Origin of the sequence: Streptosporangium sp. NPDC051022 (genome assembly GCF_040683035.1) — a bacterium.
Lineage (GTDB): Bacteria > Actinomycetota > Actinomycetes > Streptosporangiales > Streptosporangiaceae > Streptosporangium.
The window spans coordinates 286,005-306,022 of the sequence record NZ_JBFBCF010000005.1; the positions used below are offsets into that span (position 1 = coordinate 286,005).

At 68.3% G+C, this 20,018-nt stretch carries 23 protein-coding genes; 9 read left to right on the forward strand and 14 right to left on the reverse strand.

Annotated features, from left to right (window positions below; all coding sequences use genetic code 11):
• Positions 1-8 precede the first annotated feature (8 nt).
• From AB0N02_RS12465 to AB0N02_RS12485, 5 genes are all read right to left on the reverse strand, one after another.
• A complete protein-coding gene (locus AB0N02_RS12465) occupies positions 9-1,445 on the reverse strand; it encodes an aldehyde dehydrogenase family protein (RefSeq protein ID WP_363945269.1) in 1,437 nt (478 codons plus the stop codon).
• A gap of 72 nt (positions 1,446-1,517) precedes the next feature.
• Positions 1,518-2,333, reverse strand: a complete 816-nt coding sequence (locus AB0N02_RS12470; RefSeq protein ID WP_363945271.1) for an SDR family oxidoreductase — start codon at positions 2,331-2,333, stop codon at positions 1,518-1,520.
• Between the two features lie 2 nt (positions 2,334-2,335).
• Positions 2,336-2,770, reverse strand: coding sequence for an OB-fold domain-containing protein (locus AB0N02_RS12475; protein ID WP_363945273.1), 435 nt, complete (start codon positions 2,768-2,770; stop codon positions 2,336-2,338).
• Positions 2,767-3,951 carry a thiolase family protein gene (locus AB0N02_RS12480; protein WP_363945275.1) on the reverse strand — a complete coding sequence of 395 codons (1,185 nt, stop codon included), beginning with the start codon at positions 3,949-3,951 and terminating at the stop codon, positions 2,767-2,769. The genes AB0N02_RS12475 and AB0N02_RS12480 overlap by 4 nt, the downstream gene beginning before the upstream one ends.
• Complete coding sequence (locus tag AB0N02_RS12485; RefSeq protein WP_363945277.1) at positions 3,944-6,133, reverse strand: CoA transferase; 2,190 nt, start codon at positions 6,131-6,133, stop codon at positions 3,944-3,946. Before AB0N02_RS12485 ends, AB0N02_RS12480 begins: the two co-directional genes overlap by 8 nt.
• A 231-nt stretch (positions 6,134-6,364) precedes the next feature.
• Between AB0N02_RS12485 and AB0N02_RS12490 the strand changes: the two genes are divergently transcribed.
• On the forward strand, positions 6,365-7,273 hold the full coding sequence (locus tag AB0N02_RS12490) for a LysR family transcriptional regulator (RefSeq protein WP_363945278.1): 909 nt from the start codon (positions 6,365-6,367) through the stop codon (positions 7,271-7,273).
• Positions 7,274-7,491: 218 nt separating this feature from the next.
• Positions 7,492-7,878: a hypothetical protein gene (locus tag AB0N02_RS12495; RefSeq protein WP_363945280.1), complete on the forward strand. Its 387-nt coding sequence runs from the start codon at positions 7,492-7,494 to the stop codon at positions 7,876-7,878.
• A 444-nt stretch (positions 7,879-8,322) separates the two neighbouring features.
• On the opposite strand, the gene AB0N02_RS12500 is transcribed toward AB0N02_RS12495, so the two are convergent.
• The gene (locus AB0N02_RS12500; protein WP_363945281.1) at positions 8,323-9,054 is read right to left on the reverse strand and encodes a hypothetical protein; all 732 of its coding nucleotides are present in this window, start codon (positions 9,052-9,054) and stop codon (positions 8,323-8,325) included.
• A 125-nt stretch (positions 9,055-9,179) separates the two neighbouring features.
• Positions 9,180-9,965, reverse strand: coding sequence for an FAD-dependent thymidylate synthase (gene thyX / locus AB0N02_RS12505; RefSeq protein ID WP_363945283.1), 786 nt, complete (start codon positions 9,963-9,965; stop codon positions 9,180-9,182).
• A gap of 299 nt (positions 9,966-10,264) precedes the next feature.
• Here thyX and AB0N02_RS12510 point away from each other — a divergent pair, with 299 nt between their 5' ends.
• Entirely contained in the window at positions 10,265-10,636 is a 372-nt protein-coding gene (locus AB0N02_RS12510; protein WP_363945284.1) for a hypothetical protein, read from the forward strand.
• 132 nt (positions 10,637-10,768) lie between these two features.
• Here AB0N02_RS12510 and AB0N02_RS12515 read toward each other — a convergent pair whose 3' ends face one another.
• On the reverse strand, positions 10,769-11,446 hold the full coding sequence (locus AB0N02_RS12515) for an ATP-binding protein (protein ID WP_363945285.1): 678 nt from the start codon (positions 11,444-11,446) through the stop codon (positions 10,769-10,771).
• A 260-nt stretch (positions 11,447-11,706) separates the two neighbouring features.
• Here AB0N02_RS12515 and AB0N02_RS12520 point away from each other — a divergent pair, with 260 nt between their 5' ends.
• Positions 11,707-12,561: a helix-turn-helix transcriptional regulator gene (locus tag AB0N02_RS12520; protein WP_363945421.1), complete on the forward strand. Its 855-nt coding sequence runs from the start codon at positions 11,707-11,709 to the stop codon at positions 12,559-12,561.
• Positions 12,549-12,761: a DUF397 domain-containing protein gene (locus AB0N02_RS12525; protein WP_363945287.1), complete on the forward strand. Its 213-nt coding sequence runs from the start codon at positions 12,549-12,551 to the stop codon at positions 12,759-12,761. The genes AB0N02_RS12520 and AB0N02_RS12525 overlap by 13 nt, the downstream gene beginning before the upstream one ends.
• Positions 12,762-13,028: 267 nt before the next feature.
• Here the strand turns inward: AB0N02_RS12525 and AB0N02_RS12530 are convergent, their stop codons facing one another.
• Positions 13,029-13,346, reverse strand: coding sequence for a hypothetical protein (locus tag AB0N02_RS12530; RefSeq protein ID WP_363945289.1), 318 nt, complete (start codon positions 13,344-13,346; stop codon positions 13,029-13,031).
• Between the two features lie 586 nt (positions 13,347-13,932).
• On the opposite strand from AB0N02_RS12530, the gene AB0N02_RS12535 reads away from it, so the two are divergent.
• Positions 13,933-14,145 (forward strand): DUF397 domain-containing protein, encoded by a 213-nt coding sequence (locus AB0N02_RS12535; protein ID WP_363945291.1) that lies wholly within the window; start codon positions 13,933-13,935, stop codon positions 14,143-14,145.
• Between the two features lie 85 nt (positions 14,146-14,230).
• The gene (locus AB0N02_RS12540; RefSeq protein WP_363945293.1) at positions 14,231-14,398 is read left to right on the forward strand and encodes a hypothetical protein; all 168 of its coding nucleotides are present in this window, start codon (positions 14,231-14,233) and stop codon (positions 14,396-14,398) included.
• 482 nt (positions 14,399-14,880) lie between these two features.
• On the opposite strand, the gene AB0N02_RS12545 is transcribed toward AB0N02_RS12540, so the two are convergent.
• Together AB0N02_RS12545 and AB0N02_RS12550 are read right to left on the reverse strand one after the other, a co-directional pair.
• Positions 14,881-15,330, reverse strand: coding sequence for a hypothetical protein (locus tag AB0N02_RS12545; protein ID WP_363945294.1), 450 nt, complete (start codon positions 15,328-15,330; stop codon positions 14,881-14,883).
• Positions 15,320-16,189 carry a hypothetical protein gene (locus AB0N02_RS12550; RefSeq protein WP_363945296.1) on the reverse strand — a complete coding sequence of 290 codons (870 nt, stop codon included), beginning with the start codon at positions 16,187-16,189 and terminating at the stop codon, positions 15,320-15,322. Before AB0N02_RS12550 ends, AB0N02_RS12545 begins: the two co-directional genes overlap by 11 nt.
• 72 nt (positions 16,190-16,261) lie before the next feature.
• On the opposite strand from AB0N02_RS12550, the gene AB0N02_RS12555 reads away from it, so the two are divergent.
• Positions 16,262-16,474: a DUF397 domain-containing protein gene (locus tag AB0N02_RS12555; RefSeq protein ID WP_363945298.1), complete on the forward strand. Its 213-nt coding sequence runs from the start codon at positions 16,262-16,264 to the stop codon at positions 16,472-16,474.
• A gap of 76 nt (positions 16,475-16,550) precedes the next feature.
• Here AB0N02_RS12555 and AB0N02_RS12560 read toward each other — a convergent pair whose 3' ends face one another.
• Positions 16,551-17,018, reverse strand: coding sequence for a hypothetical protein (locus tag AB0N02_RS12560; protein ID WP_363945299.1), 468 nt, complete (start codon positions 17,016-17,018; stop codon positions 16,551-16,553).
• Positions 17,019-17,530: 512 nt separating this feature from the next.
• On the opposite strand from AB0N02_RS12560, the gene AB0N02_RS12565 reads away from it, so the two are divergent.
• Positions 17,531-18,523 (forward strand): winged helix-turn-helix domain-containing protein, encoded by a 993-nt coding sequence (locus AB0N02_RS12565; protein WP_363945301.1) that lies wholly within the window; start codon positions 17,531-17,533, stop codon positions 18,521-18,523.
• 138 nt (positions 18,524-18,661) lie between these two features.
• On the opposite strand, the gene AB0N02_RS12570 is transcribed toward AB0N02_RS12565, so the two are convergent.
• Positions 18,662-19,354 (reverse strand): GPP34 family phosphoprotein, encoded by a 693-nt coding sequence (locus tag AB0N02_RS12570; protein ID WP_363945303.1) that lies wholly within the window; start codon positions 19,352-19,354, stop codon positions 18,662-18,664.
• A 225-nt stretch (positions 19,355-19,579) separates the two neighbouring features.
• Positions 19,580-19,885 (reverse strand): hypothetical protein, encoded by a 306-nt coding sequence (locus tag AB0N02_RS12575; RefSeq protein ID WP_363945305.1) that lies wholly within the window; start codon positions 19,883-19,885, stop codon positions 19,580-19,582.
• Positions 19,886-20,018 lie beyond the last annotated feature (133 nt).

Below are 20,018 nucleotides of genomic sequence, written 5' to 3' on the forward strand. Positions count from 1 at the left end.
CGCCGTCCTTACCGCAGGAGGATCTGCACGGTCTTGAGCTCCTGGAACTCCTCCAGACCGGCCTGGCCGAACTCGCGGCCGGTGCCGCTGTCCTTGTAGCCGCCGTGCGGCATGTCGTCGATGCCCGCGGTGTTGTAGCAGTTGACGAACATCTTTCCGGTGCGCACGCCCTTGGCCACGCGCAGCGCGGTGTCCATCGAGTTGGTCCACACGCCCCCCGCCAGGCCGTAGGCGCTGTCGTTGGCCAGCGCGACGGCCTCCTGCTCGGTCTCGAACGAGATCACCGAGAGGACGGGGCCGAAGATCTCCTCCTGGGCCAGGCGAGAGGAGTTGTTCACCTCGGCGAAGACGGTCGGCTCGACGAAGTAGCCGCCCCGCAGCGCTGGATCGGCCGGCACGCCGCCGCCGGTGACCAGTTTGGCCTCGGCGTGACCGATGCCCACGTAGCCGAGTACGCGCTCGTGCTGCTGTGCGCTGATGAGCGGGCCCATGGTGGTTCCCCTGTCGCGGGGATCTCCGAGCACCTGCGCCGCCGCGTGCTCCGTCAGCATGGCCAGGAACTCGTCATGGATGTCGCGGTGCAGCAGCAGCCTGCTGCCGGCCGAGCACTGCTGGCCGCTGTTGAAGGTGAACGCGCCGATCGCGGTACGCGCGGCATCGTCGAGGGGCGCGTCGGGGAAGACGATGTTCGCCGACTTGCCGCCGAGTTCGAGTGTCACCCGTTTGGTGTTCACCGCGGCGGCGCGCATGACGGCTTGGCCGCCTGCGGTTGACCCGGTGAAAGCGATCTTGTCGACCTTACGGGACGACGCGAAGTGCTGGCCCACCACCGCCCCCCGTTCCCGCTGGGAGGTCACCACGTTGAAGACGCCGTCGGGCAGTCCGGCCTCGCTGAGGTAGCGGGCCAGGAGCAGCGCCGGTCCCGGGCACAGGTGCGACGGTTTGGCGACGACGGCGCAGCCCGCGGCCAGTGCCGGTGCGAGCTTGCAGACCACACCGAGCAGGGGGAAGTTCCACGCGGTGATGAACGCGGCGACCCCGATGGGTTCGCGCAGAATGAGGCCGAGCGCGCCGGGGTTGCGCTCGTTGATCGCCGATCCCTCGACGGACAGGGCGAGCCCGCCGTAGTACTCCAGGCAGCGGGCCGCGGCCCCCACCTCGCCGAGAGCGAGGGCGAGCGGCTTGCCCGACTCCAGCACCATGCGCTCGGCGACCGCGTCAGCGTTGGCCGTCAGCAGCCGGGCCGCCTCGGTCAGCACTTCGTAGCGGCGGCGGGAGGGACTCCTGGGCCACGTGCCGGTGTCGAACTCGCGCCGGGCGATCTCGACGGCCCGCTCCGCGTCCTCCTCACCGCCGTCGGCGAAGACTCCGACCAGGGCGCCGTCGAAAGGACTGTGCCGCTCGAATCGGGCACCGGACAGGGCCGGGCGGCTCGCACCGTCCAACCATAGGTCGAAATGGGATGATATGTGCTGAGTAGTCACGGCATCCTCCTTGTCGGATGGTGAGCGGAATGGTCAGGTGTGGGTGAGTCCGCCATCGCACGCGATGGTCTGACCGGTGATGAAGCCCGCGGCCGGGGTGCACAGGAACATCGCGAGACCGACGAGGTCCATCGGCACCTCCTCGCGGGGGATGCACTGTCCGGCGATGAGCCGGGCCTTGCCCTCGGCGGTCACCGTCTCGCGCGGAACCTCGGTGAACGTGCCTCCCGGCTGTATGGCGTTGACCGTGATGCCGTCCGCGCCCAGCTCCCTGGCGAGCGAGTTCGTCATGCCGACCAGCGCCGCCTTGGAGGTCACATAGTGCAGGTAGTTCCTGACGCCGAGGGGGACCGCGCCCGACATGATGTTGACGACGCGTCCCCATCCGGCCTCGCGCATGTGCGGGGCCACCGCCCTGGCGCACAGGAACGCACCGGTGACGTTGACCCGCAGCACGGCGTCCCATTCTTCGAGGGGGATCTCCTCGAACGGCCGCATGGTGAGGCTGGAGAAGATCGCCGCGTTGTTGACGAGCGCGTCGATCCGGCCGAGCTCACGGGTCACCGTCTCGACGAGCGCGGTCACGGACGCGGGATCGGCCACATCGGTCTCCACCGCGATCGCCCGGCCGCCCTCCTGCTCGATCTCCTTGGCCACTTTTCGAGCGGAGTCGCCGTTGAGCTCCGCGATCACCGGCACCGCGCCCGCGGCGGCGAACTCACGGGCGTAGGCGCGGCCGATTCCCTGCCCCGCGCCGGTGATGACGACGACGCGGTCGCGGACGTTGAAGTCACGCCCGCGCGACACGATCGCTTCGGGCTCACGGGCGGGGGTGATGACGGGGTTCATGTTCACTCCTCGAAATGTGATGGGTCGTCCAGGCAGGTCCACTGGCAGATGCGCAGTGGGCCGTCGGTTGTGTCGACGTCCTCGTAGACGGCTCGCATCGGCATGCCGTGCGAGAGACGGGAGTCCCGTGTCCCGACGACGTTGCCGATGAGGATCGGGCCCTCGGGCGTGCGGATCGCGGCGACGACGTAGGGCACCGGGATCTCGGGGAAGTACCGGCGGTGGAACACCGTCCAGGCCAGCAGCGATCCGGTTCCGGACAGCGCGGCCCAGTCGTGCTCCTCCGCGAGGCATTCCGGGCAGACCGGGCCCGGCGGGTAGCGGAAGGCGCCGCATCCGGAGCAGCGCTGCAGCCGCAACTCCCCCGCCGCCACGTGATGCCAGTAGGGTTCGTCGAAGACGCCCCGCTGCGGTGCGGGACGGTGCGGGACGGTCATGCGCCTGCCTTCCGGTAGATCAGCGAGGTCACCTTGCCGGCGACGTCGGAGACGTACTGGGCGATCCCCGCGTCGCGGACCTGCCGTTCGCCGGCCTGTCCTCGGAGCTGACGCACGCACTCGACCTGGTGTCCCCAGCCCTGCATGTAGCTGCCGGACAGATGACCGCCGGAGGTGTTCACCGGCAGCCGCCCACCCGGCCCGAGGTCACCGGAGCTCAGCAGCCTGCCGACCTCACCCTCGGCGCAGAACCCGAAGCCCTCCAGCGCCAGCGGGACGTGGACGCTGAAGCTGTCGTAGACCTGCAGAACGTCCACGTCGGAGGGACCGGCGCCGGCCATCGCGTAGACCTGCTCGGCCGCCTGTCGTTGCGCCGGGCGGTAGAAGTCCTCAAGCCTCGGGCGCAGGCTCGTCGCCTCACGGTTGTGGTCGCTGCGCCCGATGCCGTGCAGCAGCACCGCCGGCCGCTTCAGGCGACGGGCGCGTTCGGCGGTCGTGACGATCAGTGCCACGCCTCCGTCGTTGACGAGGCAGTAGTCGAAGAGCCGCAGCGGTTCGCAGATGTACCGTCCGGCCAGGTACTCCTCGACGCTCAGCGGCCGCCGCATGACGGCGTTGGGATTCAGCCGGGCGAAGGCGCGCTGGGCGACGGCGACCTCGCCGAGCTCGCGCTCGCTCAGGCCGGTGAGGGCCAGGTAGCGGTTGGTGAGCAGCGCGTACAGCGCTCCCTGCGAGGTGAGACCCCACGGCGCGTAGTAGGTGTAGGCCAGGTGACGCTCGCCGCCCATGGCGTTGCGGCCGCCGTACGCGGTGGCGGCGGTGCGCTGGTCGTTGCCGTAGACCAGGGCGACGCATTCGGCGACACCGGAGTGGATCGCCATCGCGGCCTTGAGCACCGCCTGGACGGCGTCGGCCTGGTCGGCCCAGCGCACGTCCATGCCGAGCACCTCGCCGAGGCGTTCACCGGCGACGGCCGGACCCGCGACGAGGCCGTCGATGTCCTGGCGAGAGAGGCCGGAGTCGTCGAGGGCGCGACGGAAGGCGGTCGCGGCGTAGCCGTAGGCGTCCTGGTACCGCTCACCTCGACGGGCGCGGGCGTAGTCGCCGGGATAGTCCGTCTCGCCGACGCCGACGATGGCGACGGTGTCCTTCAACGCTGAGAGGCGGTCGAGGTCAGGCATGATCAGGACTCCCTTGTCCCTGGAGCGCCGGAGCGCCGGATTCGCGCGCCCGGCCGTCGCCCGCCGCCACCAGGGGGAATTCGGCGGCGAGCCCGGGATCCAGCACACCGAGCCGGGGCATGGCGGTGGACACGACGGCGGGAGTGGACAGCAGGCGCATCGGAGAGCCGAGAACCGTCCAGGAGCCGCCGTCGGCGGTCGGCCGGTCGAGGATCAGGCCACGCGCCGAGGTCTGGGGGTGGGCAAGGACGTCGTTCACCGTCGACACCGACGACACCGACGTACGGCCGCCGCCCTCGTCGCCTGCCGGACCGTCCACCGGCGGCGGGATCCGGGCGGGCTCGGCGCCGCCGTTCCAGAGCCGGTGGGTCGCCCACGCCGACCCGTCCTGCATGGCGAGGTCGAAGGTCACACCGAGCCCGCCGTGCCTGTCCCGGTGTTCGAGCGCGGCCAGCACAGCCAGCAGGCCGAACAGTCCGCCGAGCTGGTCGGAGACGGAGATGCCCGCCTTCGTGGGAACGCCGTCGGCCGTCGTCGCGCTCATCACCCCGGACATCGCCTGCACGACGGTGTCCAGGGCCGGCCGCTCGGGGTACACCGTGTCGTGGCCGAAGCCGTTTATCGAGCAGTAGACGAGGTGCGGCAGAACCGCCCGAACCTCTGCAGGCCCGAAACCCAGGCGCAGCAAGGAACCCGGCTTGAGATTCTCGATGAGCACGTCGGCCGAGCCCAGCACGTCCCAGAGCACCCGCCGGTCCGTCTCTTGGCGCAGATCGAGGACGAGCCCACGCTTGTCGGTGTTGAGCAGGGCGAAGATGTAGGACTCCCCGTCGGAGCGCAGGGGGGCGTTGTGCCGGTTGGAATCTCCTCGCGGGGGCTCCACCTTGATCACGTCGGCGCCGAGCGCTCCGAGCTGGCGACCGGCGAGGGGACCGACGGTGTTCATGCCGATCTCCACCACCCGGATTCCCTCAAGCGGTCGCGCCCGGGACACGCGATCGCCGGTCACCTCCGTCGTGACGGGCGGCCGAGAGGCGACAAGGGCACCGACCACGGCCCGGTCCGCGTCCCTGGCCGGGATCGGCCTGACCGCCCGGTCCACGTCTCCGGCCGGGATCGGGGTGACGGGCACCGTCCCGTGCCACCGGATCGGACAGCCCGGCAGTGACACGCGACGCCCGGATTCGGGGTCGATCGCGGAACGCACCATGCCCCGATGCCGCAGGTTGGGTTCGTCGGCGAGTTCGCCGACGGGTACCACGGGACCGCTGGGGATCACATGCCGGGTGAGCGTTTCGACGCACTCCGCCACCGACTGCCGGGCGGTCCAGGCACCGACCACGTCGTCGATCTCGTCGGTGTGGTCCATCCGGCTGCTCGGCGTCGCGAACCGCGCGTCACGAACCACCTCGGGACGGTCCATCGCGTCGCACAGCCGCGTCCACTGCTCGTTGGTCGGCGCGCAGATCAGCACCCACCCGTCGAGGGCTCGGTAGGAGTTCCACGGCGCCAGCGTCGGGTGGCGATTGCCGTTGCGGGTGGCGACCCGGCCGGTGAACGCCAGCGGGAGGAAGGTGGCCAGGGCGTTCACCGCCACGTCGTAGAGCGCGATGTCGACGCGCTGGCCGAAGCCGTGCCGACGCCGGACACGGAGCGCGGCGATGATCGCCGAGGCGGCGTACACGGCGGACTCCATCTCCAGCAGCGGCGCGCCGAGCAGGAGTGGCGGCCCGTCGCGCCGCCCGGTGGTTTCGGCGACGGCCGAGACGACCTCGACGAACGCCTCCGATCCCGGTGCCCCGGCGAGCGGGCCATCGTGGCCGAAGGCCGTGATGTCGCACACGACCTGCCCGGCGGGCCGGGCGGACTCCCACAGCGCGCGATCCTCATCGGCCAGGTCGCTGGAGAGCAGGACGACGTCGGCCCTGGCGACCAGCGCCTGGAACAGCTCTCGGTCTCCGGGCACGGCCTGATCGATCACGACGCTGCGTTTGCCCGCGGCGGTTACCGGACGGTCGCTCCATTTGTGGTCCGCGCTCAGCCGTGATGGTTCGACGAGTACGACGTCGGCGCCGAGCTGTGCGAGCAGCCCGCCACAGGCCGCCACCGCGACACCGTCGCCGACTTCCACGACGAGACAGCCGTCCAACAACCCTTGAGCTGCGTGGGTCGCAGTTTCCATCTCCACCTCTTGTGCGCAATGCGCATATTTCGTGCGCGTTGCGTTGAGATTACTGCAGTTATACGCGACCGTCCAGAGGCACACAGCACCGTTTGCCGGAGCAGGCGCGGGCGTGATTCGGCAGGCCGCCGCGGGAGTGGACACCGGGCCGTCACCGCGGGCGCGTTCGTCGCAGCCGGGAAATAATCCCGGTTCATGGCGGCCCGGAAATAATCCGGGCAAAATGGACAGGTGATAGACACGCGGCGACTCAGGACCCTGCGCGCGGTGGCCGACCACCGGACGGTCACCGCCGCCGCCGCCGCTCTTCACCTCACGCCCTCGGCCGTCTCCCAGCAGCTCGTCGCCCTGGAACACGAGGTCGGCCATCGCCTGCTGGAACGCGACGGCCGGGGCGTCCGGCTGACCTCCGTGGGACGGATCCTGCTCGGCCACGCCAACGAGGTGCTCGCCCAGCTGGAGCGGGCCGAGGCCGACATCGCCGCCTACACGACGGGCACGGCGGGCGAGGTGAAGACGGCCTCCTTCGCCACCGCGATCGGGCTGGTCGTCGCCCCCGCCGTGGAGAGGCTCGCGGCCAAGGAGCCGGGCATCCAGGTGCGCGTCCTGGACGCCGAGGGAGACCAGAGCCTCACCATGGTCCTAGACGGCGTGGTGGACGTCGCCGTGGCGGTCGAGTACCGCGGCGCCCCCGCCGAGGACGACCGCAGGCTGTCCCGCATCCCGCTGTACTCGGAGCCATTCGACGTGGTCCTCCCCCGCGACCACGCCCTGGCGGGCGGCGAGGTCACCGTGGCGGATCTGGCCGGGGAGACGTGGATCGGCCCGTACCCGGGCAACCCCTGCCACGACGTGATCGCCCTGGCCTGCGAGCACGCGGGCTTCACTCCCGCCTTCGCCCACTCCTCCGACAACTTCAGCGCCGTGGTCGCGCTGGCCTCGGCCGGGGCCGGGGTGGCGATGGTGCCGCGCCTGGTCCTGCGCGGCATGGACCTGTCCGGCGTGGTGATCCGTCAGGTCGCGGGCCCCGAGCGCCGCGTCTTCGCCGCCGTGCGCCGGGGCGCCGAACGCCACCCCCTCCTCATCCCCCTCCTGGACGCCCTCCAGGACACCGCCACGACTCTGCGTCAAACCTCCTGACCTTTCCCCGCGTCCCGTTTCCGCCCGGCCGCCACCCGGGACGCCGGAACGACCCCGGTGAAATCCGTCGATTCTTTTTCTCACATCGTCTCGCCGATTTCCGGCCCGCCCCGGGATTTCTTTTCGGACCAAACCCTACGGAATAACTTCGGCTCCCTCATGCCCGCTGATCCGCTCACCGACATAGCGTGATCGATGAACACGTCAACGGGGGTTTCATGGGATTCATCAAAGGCCGGGGTCAGAAGATCGCGCTGTTCACAGCCGGGGTTCCGGTGGGCGCGGCGCTCGCGCTGGGCGGGATAGCCGTGGCGGACAGGATCGACGAACCGGAGGTGACCGTGATGAAGAAAGTCCACACGCTGGCGGGGCAGGAAATCCTGTCCACCAACGTTCTGTGCAAAGAGGGCCAGCGGGTCATCAGCGGTGGACACGCCTTTCTCGGCACCTACCAACCGGAGCAGCCGGTGACGTTTCCCGTCAGTTCTCCCCGCCGCGTGAGCGACACCCCGGGCCCCGAGGACTCGTGGAACTTCGTCGTGCAGAACGCCTCGGACGAGAGTGCCTACATCGAGCTCTACGCGATCTGCGTCCCCCTCCGCTGAAACAGCGCGCGGCCGATGCCGGGACGTCGGCGTGTGCCGCGTTCGTCACGGTGGGCGCGAGCAGCGTGGCGACCGCCGTGGCGCAGAGGGCGATGAGACCTCGAAGACGCATGAAGACTCCTTGGGACGAACCGAGGTGATCTCCGTACCTCCGGGAGGAGGTCCGGCGCCTCCGATGAGGCGTGAGATCACCATGCGGGTGCCGTCACGCCGTCCACCATGCCGAGCCAAGGACTTCGGACACCCCTGGACACGCGCGGACAAGGTCGGACAGCAAGGGCTTGCGCAAGTGAACGTGGCGCACGCGGAACCCGCTGAGCGGGGTCGCCCGTGGCAGCGTCCTCGGTCGCCCGCAGTCCCCCTCAGGCCCACAGTCGCCCGCAGTCGCTCTCAGACCCAGTCGCTCTCAGGTGTCCTCAGGCCCGGAGTCGCCCTCGGGTGTCCTCAGACGTCGCCCACGCGGTCGGCCACGAGGAAGTCCGCTCCGCAGTCCGTGCAGCGCGCGTTCCCGAAGAGGTAGGTCATCGCGGTGGCGATGTCCGGGTGGCCGTCGGCCAGGGCGATGTCGTGCAGACGTCGGCCGATGCCGTACAGGTCTCCGGGGGCGGTGGGACGCAAGGGGGCCTTCTCGACGTCGTCCTCCAGGGCGTGGTCACCGGCGGTGGAAAAACATCCGTGGTCGCCGATGACGATGAACAGATCGGTCTCGCAGTCTGGGCAGGAAACCTCGTACTCCCCGCTGTCGAGCTCCCACGCCAGCTCTTCGGACCACACGGGGACGCCCTCGAGTCCCAGGACGGCCTCAAGCAGATAGAGGTAACCGGTGCGGTTACGCAGCGTCCGCAGGTGCCCGTTCGCCATCCGTAGCAGTTCTGCGATCTCAGCCGCGTACGTCGCGCGGACCTCGCCGGCCCCGTGGGGCTGGTCGGCTCCCGCCATGATCGCGCCTGCCAGGAACAGCACGTGCAGCTGCGCGTCCGGGGCACCGCTGACGGCGATCGCCGTCAGCCTGGGCAGGGCCGCGAAACTGGCCGAGTAGACGGTGCCCTGGTGGCACAGGGCCGATCGCAGACCGCTCCAGTCCTCGTCGCTCGGGTCCGTCTCGATCCTGTCCAGCAGGGAGGGGATGTCTTCCGCGGAGCCGTAGGCGTGGCTGAGGCTCGACCAGTCCGTCATGCGGAAGATCCAACCAGGTCGATGCGACAGTCGACCATCGATGCCCCGCGGGAGCGGCGAACGCGCAGGTGGCGCGTCTCGGTGGAGGCGGTACGGCAGCGGCACGGCGGACGACGCGGCGCGGATCAGACCTTGCGCCAGCCGGGGATCCAGGCGCCGTCCTGGACGGTGTAGTCGCCGAACAGGGCCGGGGCCTCCTTGACCATCAGTTCCGCGACCTTGCCGAACAGCAGGCGGATCTCCTCTTCGGCCCCGGGTGCCGTCCGGTTCTCGATGACGTGACGCAGGGTGCGGACGTTGGCCGTCCACACCAGGCCGGTCGCGACGCCCTCGGGGGCGAAACGTCGCATGAAGGAGGTCTTGGCCTTCTTCTCGGCGAAGGGCACGCCCTCCGCGTCGAGGTCGAAGCGCCCGGCCATCCAGTGCTGGAACTGCTCCATCTGCTCCAGCAGGGAGGTGGCGCGCCGCATCAGCTCGGGGTCCTCACGCGCCCAGTCGGGGAACCAGAACGGCAGGTCGTCCAGACGCACGAAGCGCAGCGACTCCTGGGAGACCGCGGCACCGGCGCGGTGCCGTACCAGTTCGTGGGTGGCGACCCGGCTGACGTTGTGCAGCGCGAAGGAGAAAGTGACGTGCTCCAGAACCGAGCCGTGGGCGCTGGCCAGGATGTTGCGCAGGTACTCCTCCTGGTCGGTGCGGATCCGGGTCACGTTCGGGTTCAGGCCCGGCTCCCAGGAGCGGTAGCAGATGCGACCGGCGAACTCCGCCAGGTTCTGCGCGTCGTCCGGCTCCCCGCGGTCCACCCGCTCCAGCCACCTGTCTCCACCGACCTCGGCGAGGTAGGCGGCGATCTCGTCGTAGTCCAGGCGGGGGCGGGCGATGAGACGGACCTGGGGCTCGACATGGCGCACGATGATCCTCCGAAGCGGCTCGGGAACGGGCGGGTCGAGTCTGCCACGCACCGCCTTCGACGAGACGGGACACGGGGACACGGGGACACGGCGTGCCCGGTCCGCACGGAGCCGTGCGCGGGCTCAGGGCGTCCATGTCCCACAGCGGCGCGTTGAAGTCGTAACCGTGGCCGCCGGAAGCGGCGCACATTGCGAAGAAACCGCGAAGGGGTACTCCGTTTGTGGAGATCCGATGGAGGTTCGCCCCCTTTTCTACGATCATCGGGATCTCGGCTGTGGCGCGTCCCTACGCTCAAGGCGTGGACATCGTCATCGGAATCGTCCGACGAGGAGCACCGCTCCTGGGTGCTCTCGCCGCCGACATGCTGCTTCTGCTGCTGGCAGGCCAGATCACGATGGGCGCGTACCTGCGGGGCGAGTTGTGCGACGGGGCGAACGTGTGGTGCACGGGCGGGGATCCGAGCTACGCCGAATGGGTCGCCGAGATGGACTTCCGAACAGTGGTGACCTTCTGGGCGTTCGGGGGCGTGGCCGTGATCATACTGGCGAGTGCCGTCTGGGCGTGGCGCCGCCACTTCAGGGCCTTGGCCGCGGCGCAGTTCCTCGCCCTGGTCATTCCTCTCCTCGCCATCGTTCTCCGAGCACTGAATCCCTACCCTTCACTCCATTGAAGGTCCGAACTCGGAAACAATCCTGAGCCCCGGCGGGGCGCTCCGATGGGGGAAGGGGAGCGCCGGCACATGCCGGTTCGCGGGGACGACCGGGGTGCCGCTGTTTCCCGCCGGGGTGGTTCAGAACGGCCTTCACTCCGGCCGGGGCGGCTGCCACCACACCCGGGTCGAGAGCCCGCCGTACTCGGACCAGACGGAGTGAGCGGGGCGGGCGGGACGGGCGAAGGTGTTCGAAAGGTCTCCGGTGAGGTTCTCCGGGGAATCTCCGGCGAGCTTCTCCGAAAGGTCTCCCAGAAAATCTCCCGGAAGGTCCCCCTGGAGCTCCTCCGGGAGATCGCCCGAAAGCGGTGGATCGGCGGGGATCTCGCACCACACCGTCCGCCCGAGCCCTGGCCCGTGCGAGCGGTATCCCCAGTTCCCGCCGGAGAGCGCGCTGACGATCGCCAGTCCCCGGCCGCTCTCCACCGGTTCACGCGTCGGATCCGCCCGAAGCACCCGGGGCTCTCCCGTGCTCCACCCCGGATCGACGACCTCGATGCGCAACGCGTCACCGCGCGCCGTCAACCGCAGAACCAGCGCACCGGCCCCGGAACCACCGACAGTCCCGGATCCTCCGTACGGCCCGCCCCCACCCTCCGGTCCGCTTCCGGCGTGCCGTACGGCGTTGGTCACCAACTCCGACACGGCCAGTCGCGCGCTCTCGTAGGCGGGATGATCCCTCCCCAGCCATTCTCGGACTTTGCCACGCGCCTGCGAAACGCTTTCCGGGGTACCGGGAAAACAGATCTCGCCGAACGTCTCCGGGTTCATGGGTTGCCTCCCTCGGCCGAACAGAGCGGCTTTCCGTATCGATCACGCCATTGGCGCCGAGACGCCGCCGCGCTTTCTCTCGCGGCCCTCATAAGGTCGCAAGTCCCCGGGTTCACCGCGCTGGGAATCGGGTCCGCAATCCGTTCACACTTCTGTGAACACGGCCCCGAGCAGCCAGGGCTCCGCTGACAATGACCTCAGACCGGCCCGCGACACCGAGAGGAGCCCGGCAGATGACCGTCCCCCCGGAACCCCAGGAAATGGAACAGGAAGCAACGACAGAACCGACACAAGTCATCGATCCCTACATTTCACCGCGCATTAGATTCGGGACAGAACTACGCAAATTCCGACTTGCCGCCGGATTCAGCCAGCGGAAACTCAGCGCGACGCTCCACCTGTCGGTCAGCCAGCTCAGCATGCTGGAGAACGGCCACCGTTCGCCGACACTGGCCCTGGCACGCAAGGTGGACGAGGCCCTCGACCTCGGCACGACGCTCGCCGGCCTGCTCGACCGCCTCAACCGCGCCGAGGCCCAGCTTCCCCGCTGGTTCCGCCCCTGGCTGGAGTTCGAGCGCGAGGCGGACTCCCTGCGCATCTGGGAAGCGCTGCTCGTGCCTGGCCTGCTGCAGACCGAGGACTACGCGCGGGCCGTCCTGAGCCGCAAGCCGGGCGCCACCGCCGAGCAGGTCGAGGACAAGGTCGTGGCCCGGATGGAGCGGCAGGGGATCCTGAAGCGGCGGATGCCGCCGATGCTCTGGATCGTCATCGACGAGGGCGTGCTGTATCGTCCCGTCGCCGAGCCCGACGTGATGCGGGGCCAGTGCGAGCGCCTCCTCGACGCCGGGGAGGAGCTACGCATATCCCTGCAGATCCTTCCGTACGCGGCGCGGAACGTGCTTGGCTTGTTGGGCAGCTTCACCCTCGCGGACCTGACGAGGGAGACCCACCCGGTGGCCTACATCGACTCGCAGAGCCTGGACGACCGCGTCACGGACCGGGCCACCGACATGAAGAACCTGGCGTTCCTGTACGACGCGATCCGTGCCGACGCCCTGTCCCGGCACGAATCACTCAACCTGATCAAGGAGACGATGCGCAGATGGACGACCTGACCAGGGAACTCCCCACCGCCCGGTGGCGCAAGTCCAGCCTGTCCGGTCACGACGGAAGCAACTGCGTCGAGATCGCGGCCCTGTCCGGCGGACACCACGCCCTCCGCGACACCAAGGACCGCACCGGCCCCACCCTCATCCTCACCCCCACCGCCTGGACCAACCTCCTGACCGCCATCGAAACCGGCACCCTCGACTGACGCCGCCGACGTTCCCACGTTTCACCGAGCAGCCCTCCGGGACATCCCCCGGGGGGCTGCCGAGCGACATGACGGCCGGGCACGGTCAGGCGGCGGAGGTCCGGGGTGTCAGGCGGACTTCGAGATCAGCATCCAGGGCACGCGCCAGGCGTTCCAGGACCGGCAGCGTGGGGACGGTTTCCCCCTCGTCGGCGGTGTGCGCCGGTCGGACGCGGCGACGCATCGCTCACCGGGCCCGCTCAACCTCACGATCACGAAGAGCACGGGTCAGGGCACCGCTCGCTGTCGTTCTCCTCTCAGATCCGCGGTGGCAGGCTGCCGTCCAGGCGCATAGTCGTCGAGGCTCAGGCGGGGCTCGTCCCACCAGTCGCGCCGCCCGTGCTGCGTGGCGAGCCGGTCGTCCACGGCGTTGCGCAGCACGACCTCCAAATACTGGAGAGCCCCCGCGAAAGCACAACTCACCTCAAGGTTCCACACGTACAGCCGCAGTGTCGCTCCGAGGTCGCCACCTGAGGCCGCGGAGTAGGGACCCAGGCGGGGCCGGGAAATCACGTCCGCGATCCGCTTGGCCTCGTTGGCGTTCATCGTGCACCCCCCGCTGTGACCGGGAGTGAGTTACGATGACTCATGTGGGCCCCGGGTATCGCCACTGCTCTGCATGCGACCCGGGGCAAGCTTTTTCCCGACAAGGGCCCATCTTTGCCCTGCCCCCGACTTCGCGGTGATACTCAAACACTGAGGAAACAGTCCTCCTCATCACTTTCCGGCGAAGTTAGCGTACTGCAAAGCGATGGTCGAACACCTCATCAAATCGTTAGGCCACCTCAACGAGAAACCACTTCGAATTATAAATCCCCAGAAAAGACGGCATAAACGATTCCGCGTCGATCAAGCTCGAACGGGGAAGAAGTCCAAGGTGGCCCGGCAAGTCCCAATGACCCAAAAACGGGATGGACAGCCATGAAATCAGCCTTCTTGATGTTCCAGCCTCGCCTGTCAGACTGAAAGCATGCTTTGGCCCGTCGGGTCGGGAAGATCCGGCCAGCACGTGGAGATCGCCTCAGCGCCCGGCGCGACACGCCGGAGATCCATCGTTCCGACGCGCCGCGATCCGGACCGACGCCCTGTCCCGGCATGAGTCGCTCAACCTGATCAAGGAGACGATGCGCAGATGGACGACCTGACCAGGGAACTCCCCACCGCCCGGTGGCGCAAGTCCAGCCTGTCCGGTCACGACGGAAGCGACTGCGTCGAGGTCGCGGCCCTGCCCGGCGGACACCACGCCCTCCGCGACACCAAGGACCGCACCGGCCCCACCCTCATCCTCACCCCCACCGCCTGGACCAACCTCATCACCACCCTCAAAACCAACACCCTCGACTGACCCCATCACCTCCACCGCGAGCCTTCCGGGGTCTTCCGGAGGGCTCGCCCCCTCCGGAAGACCCTCTCCAGCTCACGGGAGACCTATGGAGGACGACACGGAAACCGTCGCTCCCAGGAAACGGGCAACAGACCCGACCACACCGGCAAGGCGCCGCCGCCTGCCGTTCATCGGCACCATGAACTCGGGCGTCGGAGATCTCGCCGAACGCCATGAAGAGATCCTGACCGAAGGGGCAGATCGTCCGATATGACGACGATTGTCGGCAGCGGCTCACTCAGGACGCGGGCCAGGCATCCAGAACCGGCAGCGTGATAATCCATCGCCTCGCCCGTCTCGAAACCGGACCACAGCCGCTGCACGCGCCGCCGCGGTCTCGCATACGCGCCGCTCCGGCTGTGACGCACGGCTTTGGAGACGGGCCCAGTCTCGCATCCGGGCCAGTTTCACGAGACGCTGCGCGCTGCCTCCCGAAACAAGCCTGAAGGTGGTGCCCTCTGGTCTGTGTCCTCCACCGACCGGAGACCGAGCCTTCTGTCTCCAGTCGTGGCTAAACCTCGTCCTGGCCAGCCGAGCCCGAAGGGCATCGCTCACCCCTGGCTGTTCGGCACAGTATCCGCTGCCTTCGGCCGGCGTTTGGCCTGCCCCCGCAGATCTACGCCTCGCCGGAGATCAAGCCCACAGAACAGACAACGCCCGTTCCGCCCAGTGCACGACTGCCGTCCGGTGCGGAAGTCAGTTCGCGCGTTTACGCCGCCGAGCCCGTTTGGCCAGATCACGGCAGCGAGCCACCAGTTCCTCGATTTCGGGCAGGTTCGGGTCCGCGCCGTCACGGTCACAGCAGGCGGGCTTGGTGCGTTCGCCCACCGGTGGTGCGTCCAGCCCGCACACTCCCCACAGCGAGGCGTAGACGTCATGCGTCCGGCTGCGCTCACCGTGCGGCCCGACCATCAGAATCCACGCACGTCGCGGTTCCTCGAACGCGACCACCGCGCGCATGGCGCCTCTCAGATGTTTGACGCACAGCCGATTCACCGGAATCTCCCCGGTGAGCCGATATCCGAGGGCCGCGCAACCTCGCGCTTCCAGATCTCCGACGAAGGCGACGAACGACTTCAGGTCCGCTCCGCGCAGGGTCTCGGCCTGCTTCTCCGCGAGAACCGAAAGATAGACATCAAGCCTCACCGGCGGCCGTCTCCGAGTTCTTGGAACCCCATTCCGCCTTGATCTCTCGCCATGGGCGGCCCTCGCCCTGCTTCATCTGCCGAAGCCCATCAGCCAGCCGGTCGTCTTCCAGGAGCTCCTGATCCTGCAGATGGTGCCAGAGCAGCTCGGCGAGGTTGCGCGTACGACCGGCCCGGCGCAGATCCCTGACAACCGTCGCCACCTCGTACAGACGGTCGGCGTCGAGCATCAGCCGAGGCTTCCCCTTGACCGAGGTGAGGAGTCCCTCCTTCACCCACGCACGGACCGTCTTCTCGTCAACACCGAGAATCTTCGAAGCGATCGTCGCCCGCACCGGCTCGGCGTGGGCCAGCAGATCCTGGACGACCTCCCTGACCGTGTCACGGGTTTCGGTCTCATGAGTGCTCGCAGCCACTCCGTACAGCCGCTGTGCTTGATCGAACAGAGCCAGCGCCGCTTGCTCCTCGGCCTCTTTTCTGCGAGGAGTCCGTGTCGCACCGGCCTGCCCATGATCACGCTGCACCGAGAGCGTCGGATGCTTTCGCTTCCAGGCCACATCTACCGGAGACTTCCTGGACCTGACATCAGCCATGAGGACGGCCTCCCTTCGCTCCCATGCTACTCCTTTTTTCAGCTCAAAAATCGGGAGTCGACCCTGACCATCCGCCGGAACGGACCACCCGTCGCCGGTGACGTGCTGACAAGGACGCAGGCCGTTGAAGGCGGTTCCGATGAGGGTGTCGACGTACTCGGGAGTGGGCGGAACCACGGTCGACCGGGTCGTCGGTTCCAGCTCTCCTCCACCCCACTCCAGAACGTTGATGCCGCGAGGCAGATTTCTGTGACGCTCCGCCTTCACGTGGGAACGGAGAGTATGAGAACTTCATCGTCGGCAGAGTCCAGATCATGAGCTCAGGGAGATGGTGCGCAGATGGACGACCTGACCAGGGAACTCCCCACCGCCCGGTGGCGCAAGTCCAGCCTGTCCGGCGACGACGGAAGCGACTGCGTCGAGGTCGCGCCCCTGTCCGGCGACCGCCACGCCCTCCGCGACACCAAGAACCGCACCGGCCCCGCCCTCATCCTCACCCCCACCGCCTGGACCAATCTCCTGGCCGCCATCGAAACCGGCGCCCTCGGCTGACGGGATCGGCGGGAAACGCCTGCCACGGGAAACAAGTGTGGCGTGAGGGTGCCGACAGCACCCTCACGCCGCGCTTTCACCTGGTGACGCAGATGTTCGGCGTTATCTGGATGTAGGAGCCGTTGCGGAGTTCCCAGAACCGGGCACACCACTTGTCGCCCCAGCCACCGGTCATGAACTGGTTCCAGCCGAAGCCCTGGCCCGTGGAGAAGTATCCGTTGGCGCTGTCGGCGATGTGGCCGTGCGGGCCGAAGAACTCCCAGTGCCCGTAGGGGGACGAGCCGTGCACGGTGGTGGTCATGCGGAACACGTCAGTGTCGAAGTAGTCCTCGAACGACACACACAGCGTGAACCACACACCCGGGCTGTTCGATTCACACTTGACGTACTCGACCATGGCGGCGCTGTTCGGGGTCTTCACCGCCGCCGACTTGGCGGAGGAGGCCAGCGCGGAGCCGGGGGCCGCCACCAGGCCGGCGAGCAGCAACATGAACGCCGCCGCGACCATCGTCAGCCGACGTCGAATGGTTGATGAATTACTCATGAGTTCCTCTTGCTCTCTCGATTGGGATCTCGCTTGGGGACGAGAGCGCCGTTTCGCAGCGCGGTACGAAACAGCGCGCGGGGGTGAAAAGGTGGTGCGAGGTTTTTCCGCATGAACGTGAGCACCAGAGGTGCCGCATTCGGGGCCGTTCGGGTGGCCGTGGACACACGGAACGTCATCGCACCGGCGTCGGTTTCCTGCTCTCACCGCGGTGGCCTGCACACGGGGCCGTGTCGGTGGATCACGTTCTTCGAGGACTGCCGTCACCAGGTCACCCGTCAAGCGAAAGCTGCCGGGATCGGTGCGTCCGGTGCGACGGGAACATGGAATTTCGGGCCGCCGTTTTTGCTTTTTCTTCCCTTCTCTCCGGAGAACCGGCCTGTTCACTGTCTCAGGAAGAAATCACGTGCCGCGAGCCTTGTAAGTCCTGCCTTAATCGCGCTGCTCAGCACCTTCCGTGACCGCTCGGCGGTGTGCTCGGTCAGTGATGTCGACGTGTCCCGGGAGAGCGAATGCACAGGATTCACTTCACCCCCGCCGATCTGACGCGGGTGCGGGTGGCGCCGACGATGGGCCCCATGGCCGAGACCCTGTTCAGCCTGAGGGCGCTACGCAGACGGACGGAGGAGACGATGTTCGGCGCGTGGCGGCGTCGCGTGCGCGACGCCCTTGACCCCGGCTACGCGGTCCTGGCCGCCATCGCGCCCGTACGAACACCGTGCTTCGACATGACCGTCCTCGCCGGGCCGGGCAGCGATCTCGCCGAGAGCGCCGAGAACTTCCTGGCCAGCAGTCGGCACGCCGTCCAGGCCGAGCTGGACTTCTACGTCAACCGCCACGGCCGGATGCCGACCGCGCTGGCCGGGCTCGACGACACCCTCGCCGTCCGGCGAGAGGTGCTGTCCAGGGTGGAGGCCTACCATCGGATCGCCGTCGGCCCGCACTGGAGGGGCATCCGCGCGCACCTCGACGGCGAGCGCGCCCGGCGCGGCACGATCCTGCTCGACCACGGTGTGGACGGCCTGCTGTCCAGGTTGCACCCGGACATTCACTGGGCACCGCCGATCCTCCACGTCCACAACCACAGCGCGTCCGGTGCCGACCTCACCCTTGACGGGCGCGGGATACTGCTGGCGCCGTCGTTCTTCCTGCGGGTTCCGATGCTGATATTCGACTCGACGAATCCCTCCGACTGCACCCTGATCTATCCCGCTCAGCTCGATCTCGGCCAGGCCTCGGACATCTGGACGGCCGGCGCGTCGACGCGGGCGCTGTCCAACCTTCTCGGGCGCACCCGGGCGTCGGTGCTCACCGCCATCGCCGACGGTGTGGTCACGACCGGCGCCCTGGCCCGTCGCCTGGACATCTCATCGGCCGCGGTCAGCCAGCACACCGCCGTTCTTCGCGAGGCGGGCCTGATCACGACGCGCAGGCACCACGGCAATGTCCTGCACACCCCCACCCAGGGTGGCCTGACCCTTCTCGACCACCGCCACAACGCCTGAACGGCCGGACCACGCCCACGAGCCGAACGGCGATCCCGGCGATCCCGACGCGCTCCACGCACGAACGGCCCATGGCCGAATCGGCACCGAGCACTGTCAGGGGATACAGCCGGTTCTGTTCCGTCGCCTGCCGCTCTCCTAGTCACCGAGGCCGTGCAGGGACACCAGAAAGCCGAGTGTCGTACTGGTGTCCCGCAGGTCTTCGGGCAGTGCCCCCGCCGCCCCGGCGCCCCGGGCGCGATCCAACCGCTGGCGTCCACTCATGGTGAGACGAAAATCCTTGCTCAGCCTGGTGCCCTCCACCAGGTCGCACAGGAACAGCATGTGCTCGTCCAACGGTCTCCGCTCGCCGTACGCGGCACGGACCTCGTCGATCAACACGTCACGGACAGCCGTATCGGGGTAATGGCGCTCCCGGCCGAGCAGCCCGCCGCTCCGGCGGCGTAGCACTCCGCGTGCGGTGAGCGCGGTCCGGTGCAGGGTGAACGCCTTCCGGCCGCGTTGCCGTAGCCACCGCTTCACGGTGACGGGCCCGCGCTCGGAGGCGGAGCGGTCCCCCAGTTCGGCCATCAGCTCGTCGGCCCAGACCAGACCGGTGGGGCCGGTGTCGAGCAGTTGGATCTCGCCGTGATCCCGGTAGACCTCGAAACCGAATTTCCTCGACTTTCGAGACCGGACAAGCAGCTTCCGGCGTAAAGCGAGCTCGCCGAGCTCGGCGGCCGCGCAACCGACCGCCGTCTGGGCGGAGTCGTGCACCTTTCCGGAGTTCGTGTGCGAGAGCAGAGCGAATTCTTCGGGCAGTGACAGCCACCAGGGCACGGAATCAGACATGCATCGAACTCCGATATGAGTCTCGACGTTTCCACGCAGGTCTCGGCTACAAGACTCCCCGAGCCTACATCGCGAACCTGAGGCGTCGGCCCGCCGGATGAATCAGGGCCGCTGAACGGCCGTCCGGAAAACACGGGACCTTCACTGAGGCTGTGACCGAATCAGTCGAGGCGGTGGCTCCCGGCGGTGCCACCGCCGAGCGGGCTCGGCGGTGGCGTTCGCCTGTCAGGGGTGGTCGGGCTGTTCCTCGTTCCAGTAGGAGGTCTGGCGGAAGGGGAACGGGCAGCGTGCGGCGGACTCGGAGGTCCCGCCCACCCAGGGGCCGAACCGGGTGACGACGTCGGAGCCGACCTCACATCTCAGGCCCACCCTGTGCTGGTGCATCCACGTCCCCGGCGGGCACTTGGAGACGGCACCGTGCGCGCCGTCCTCCTCGGCGAAGCACAGCGCCCTCTCGGCGACCGCGGAGGGCGGCGCCACGACGAGAACCGATGCGGCCAGAAAGGCCGCCGCGACTCCGGAAAGTGCCATCTTCTGCATGCTTCCAACCTCCGTTCCTTGTATGGACATTGAGGATGGTGGGTCATCGAGCATCGCCCGGTCAACGGATATCTATTACCAGGAATCACAACATAAGGCGACATGGCGACGCACGAAAGCACGA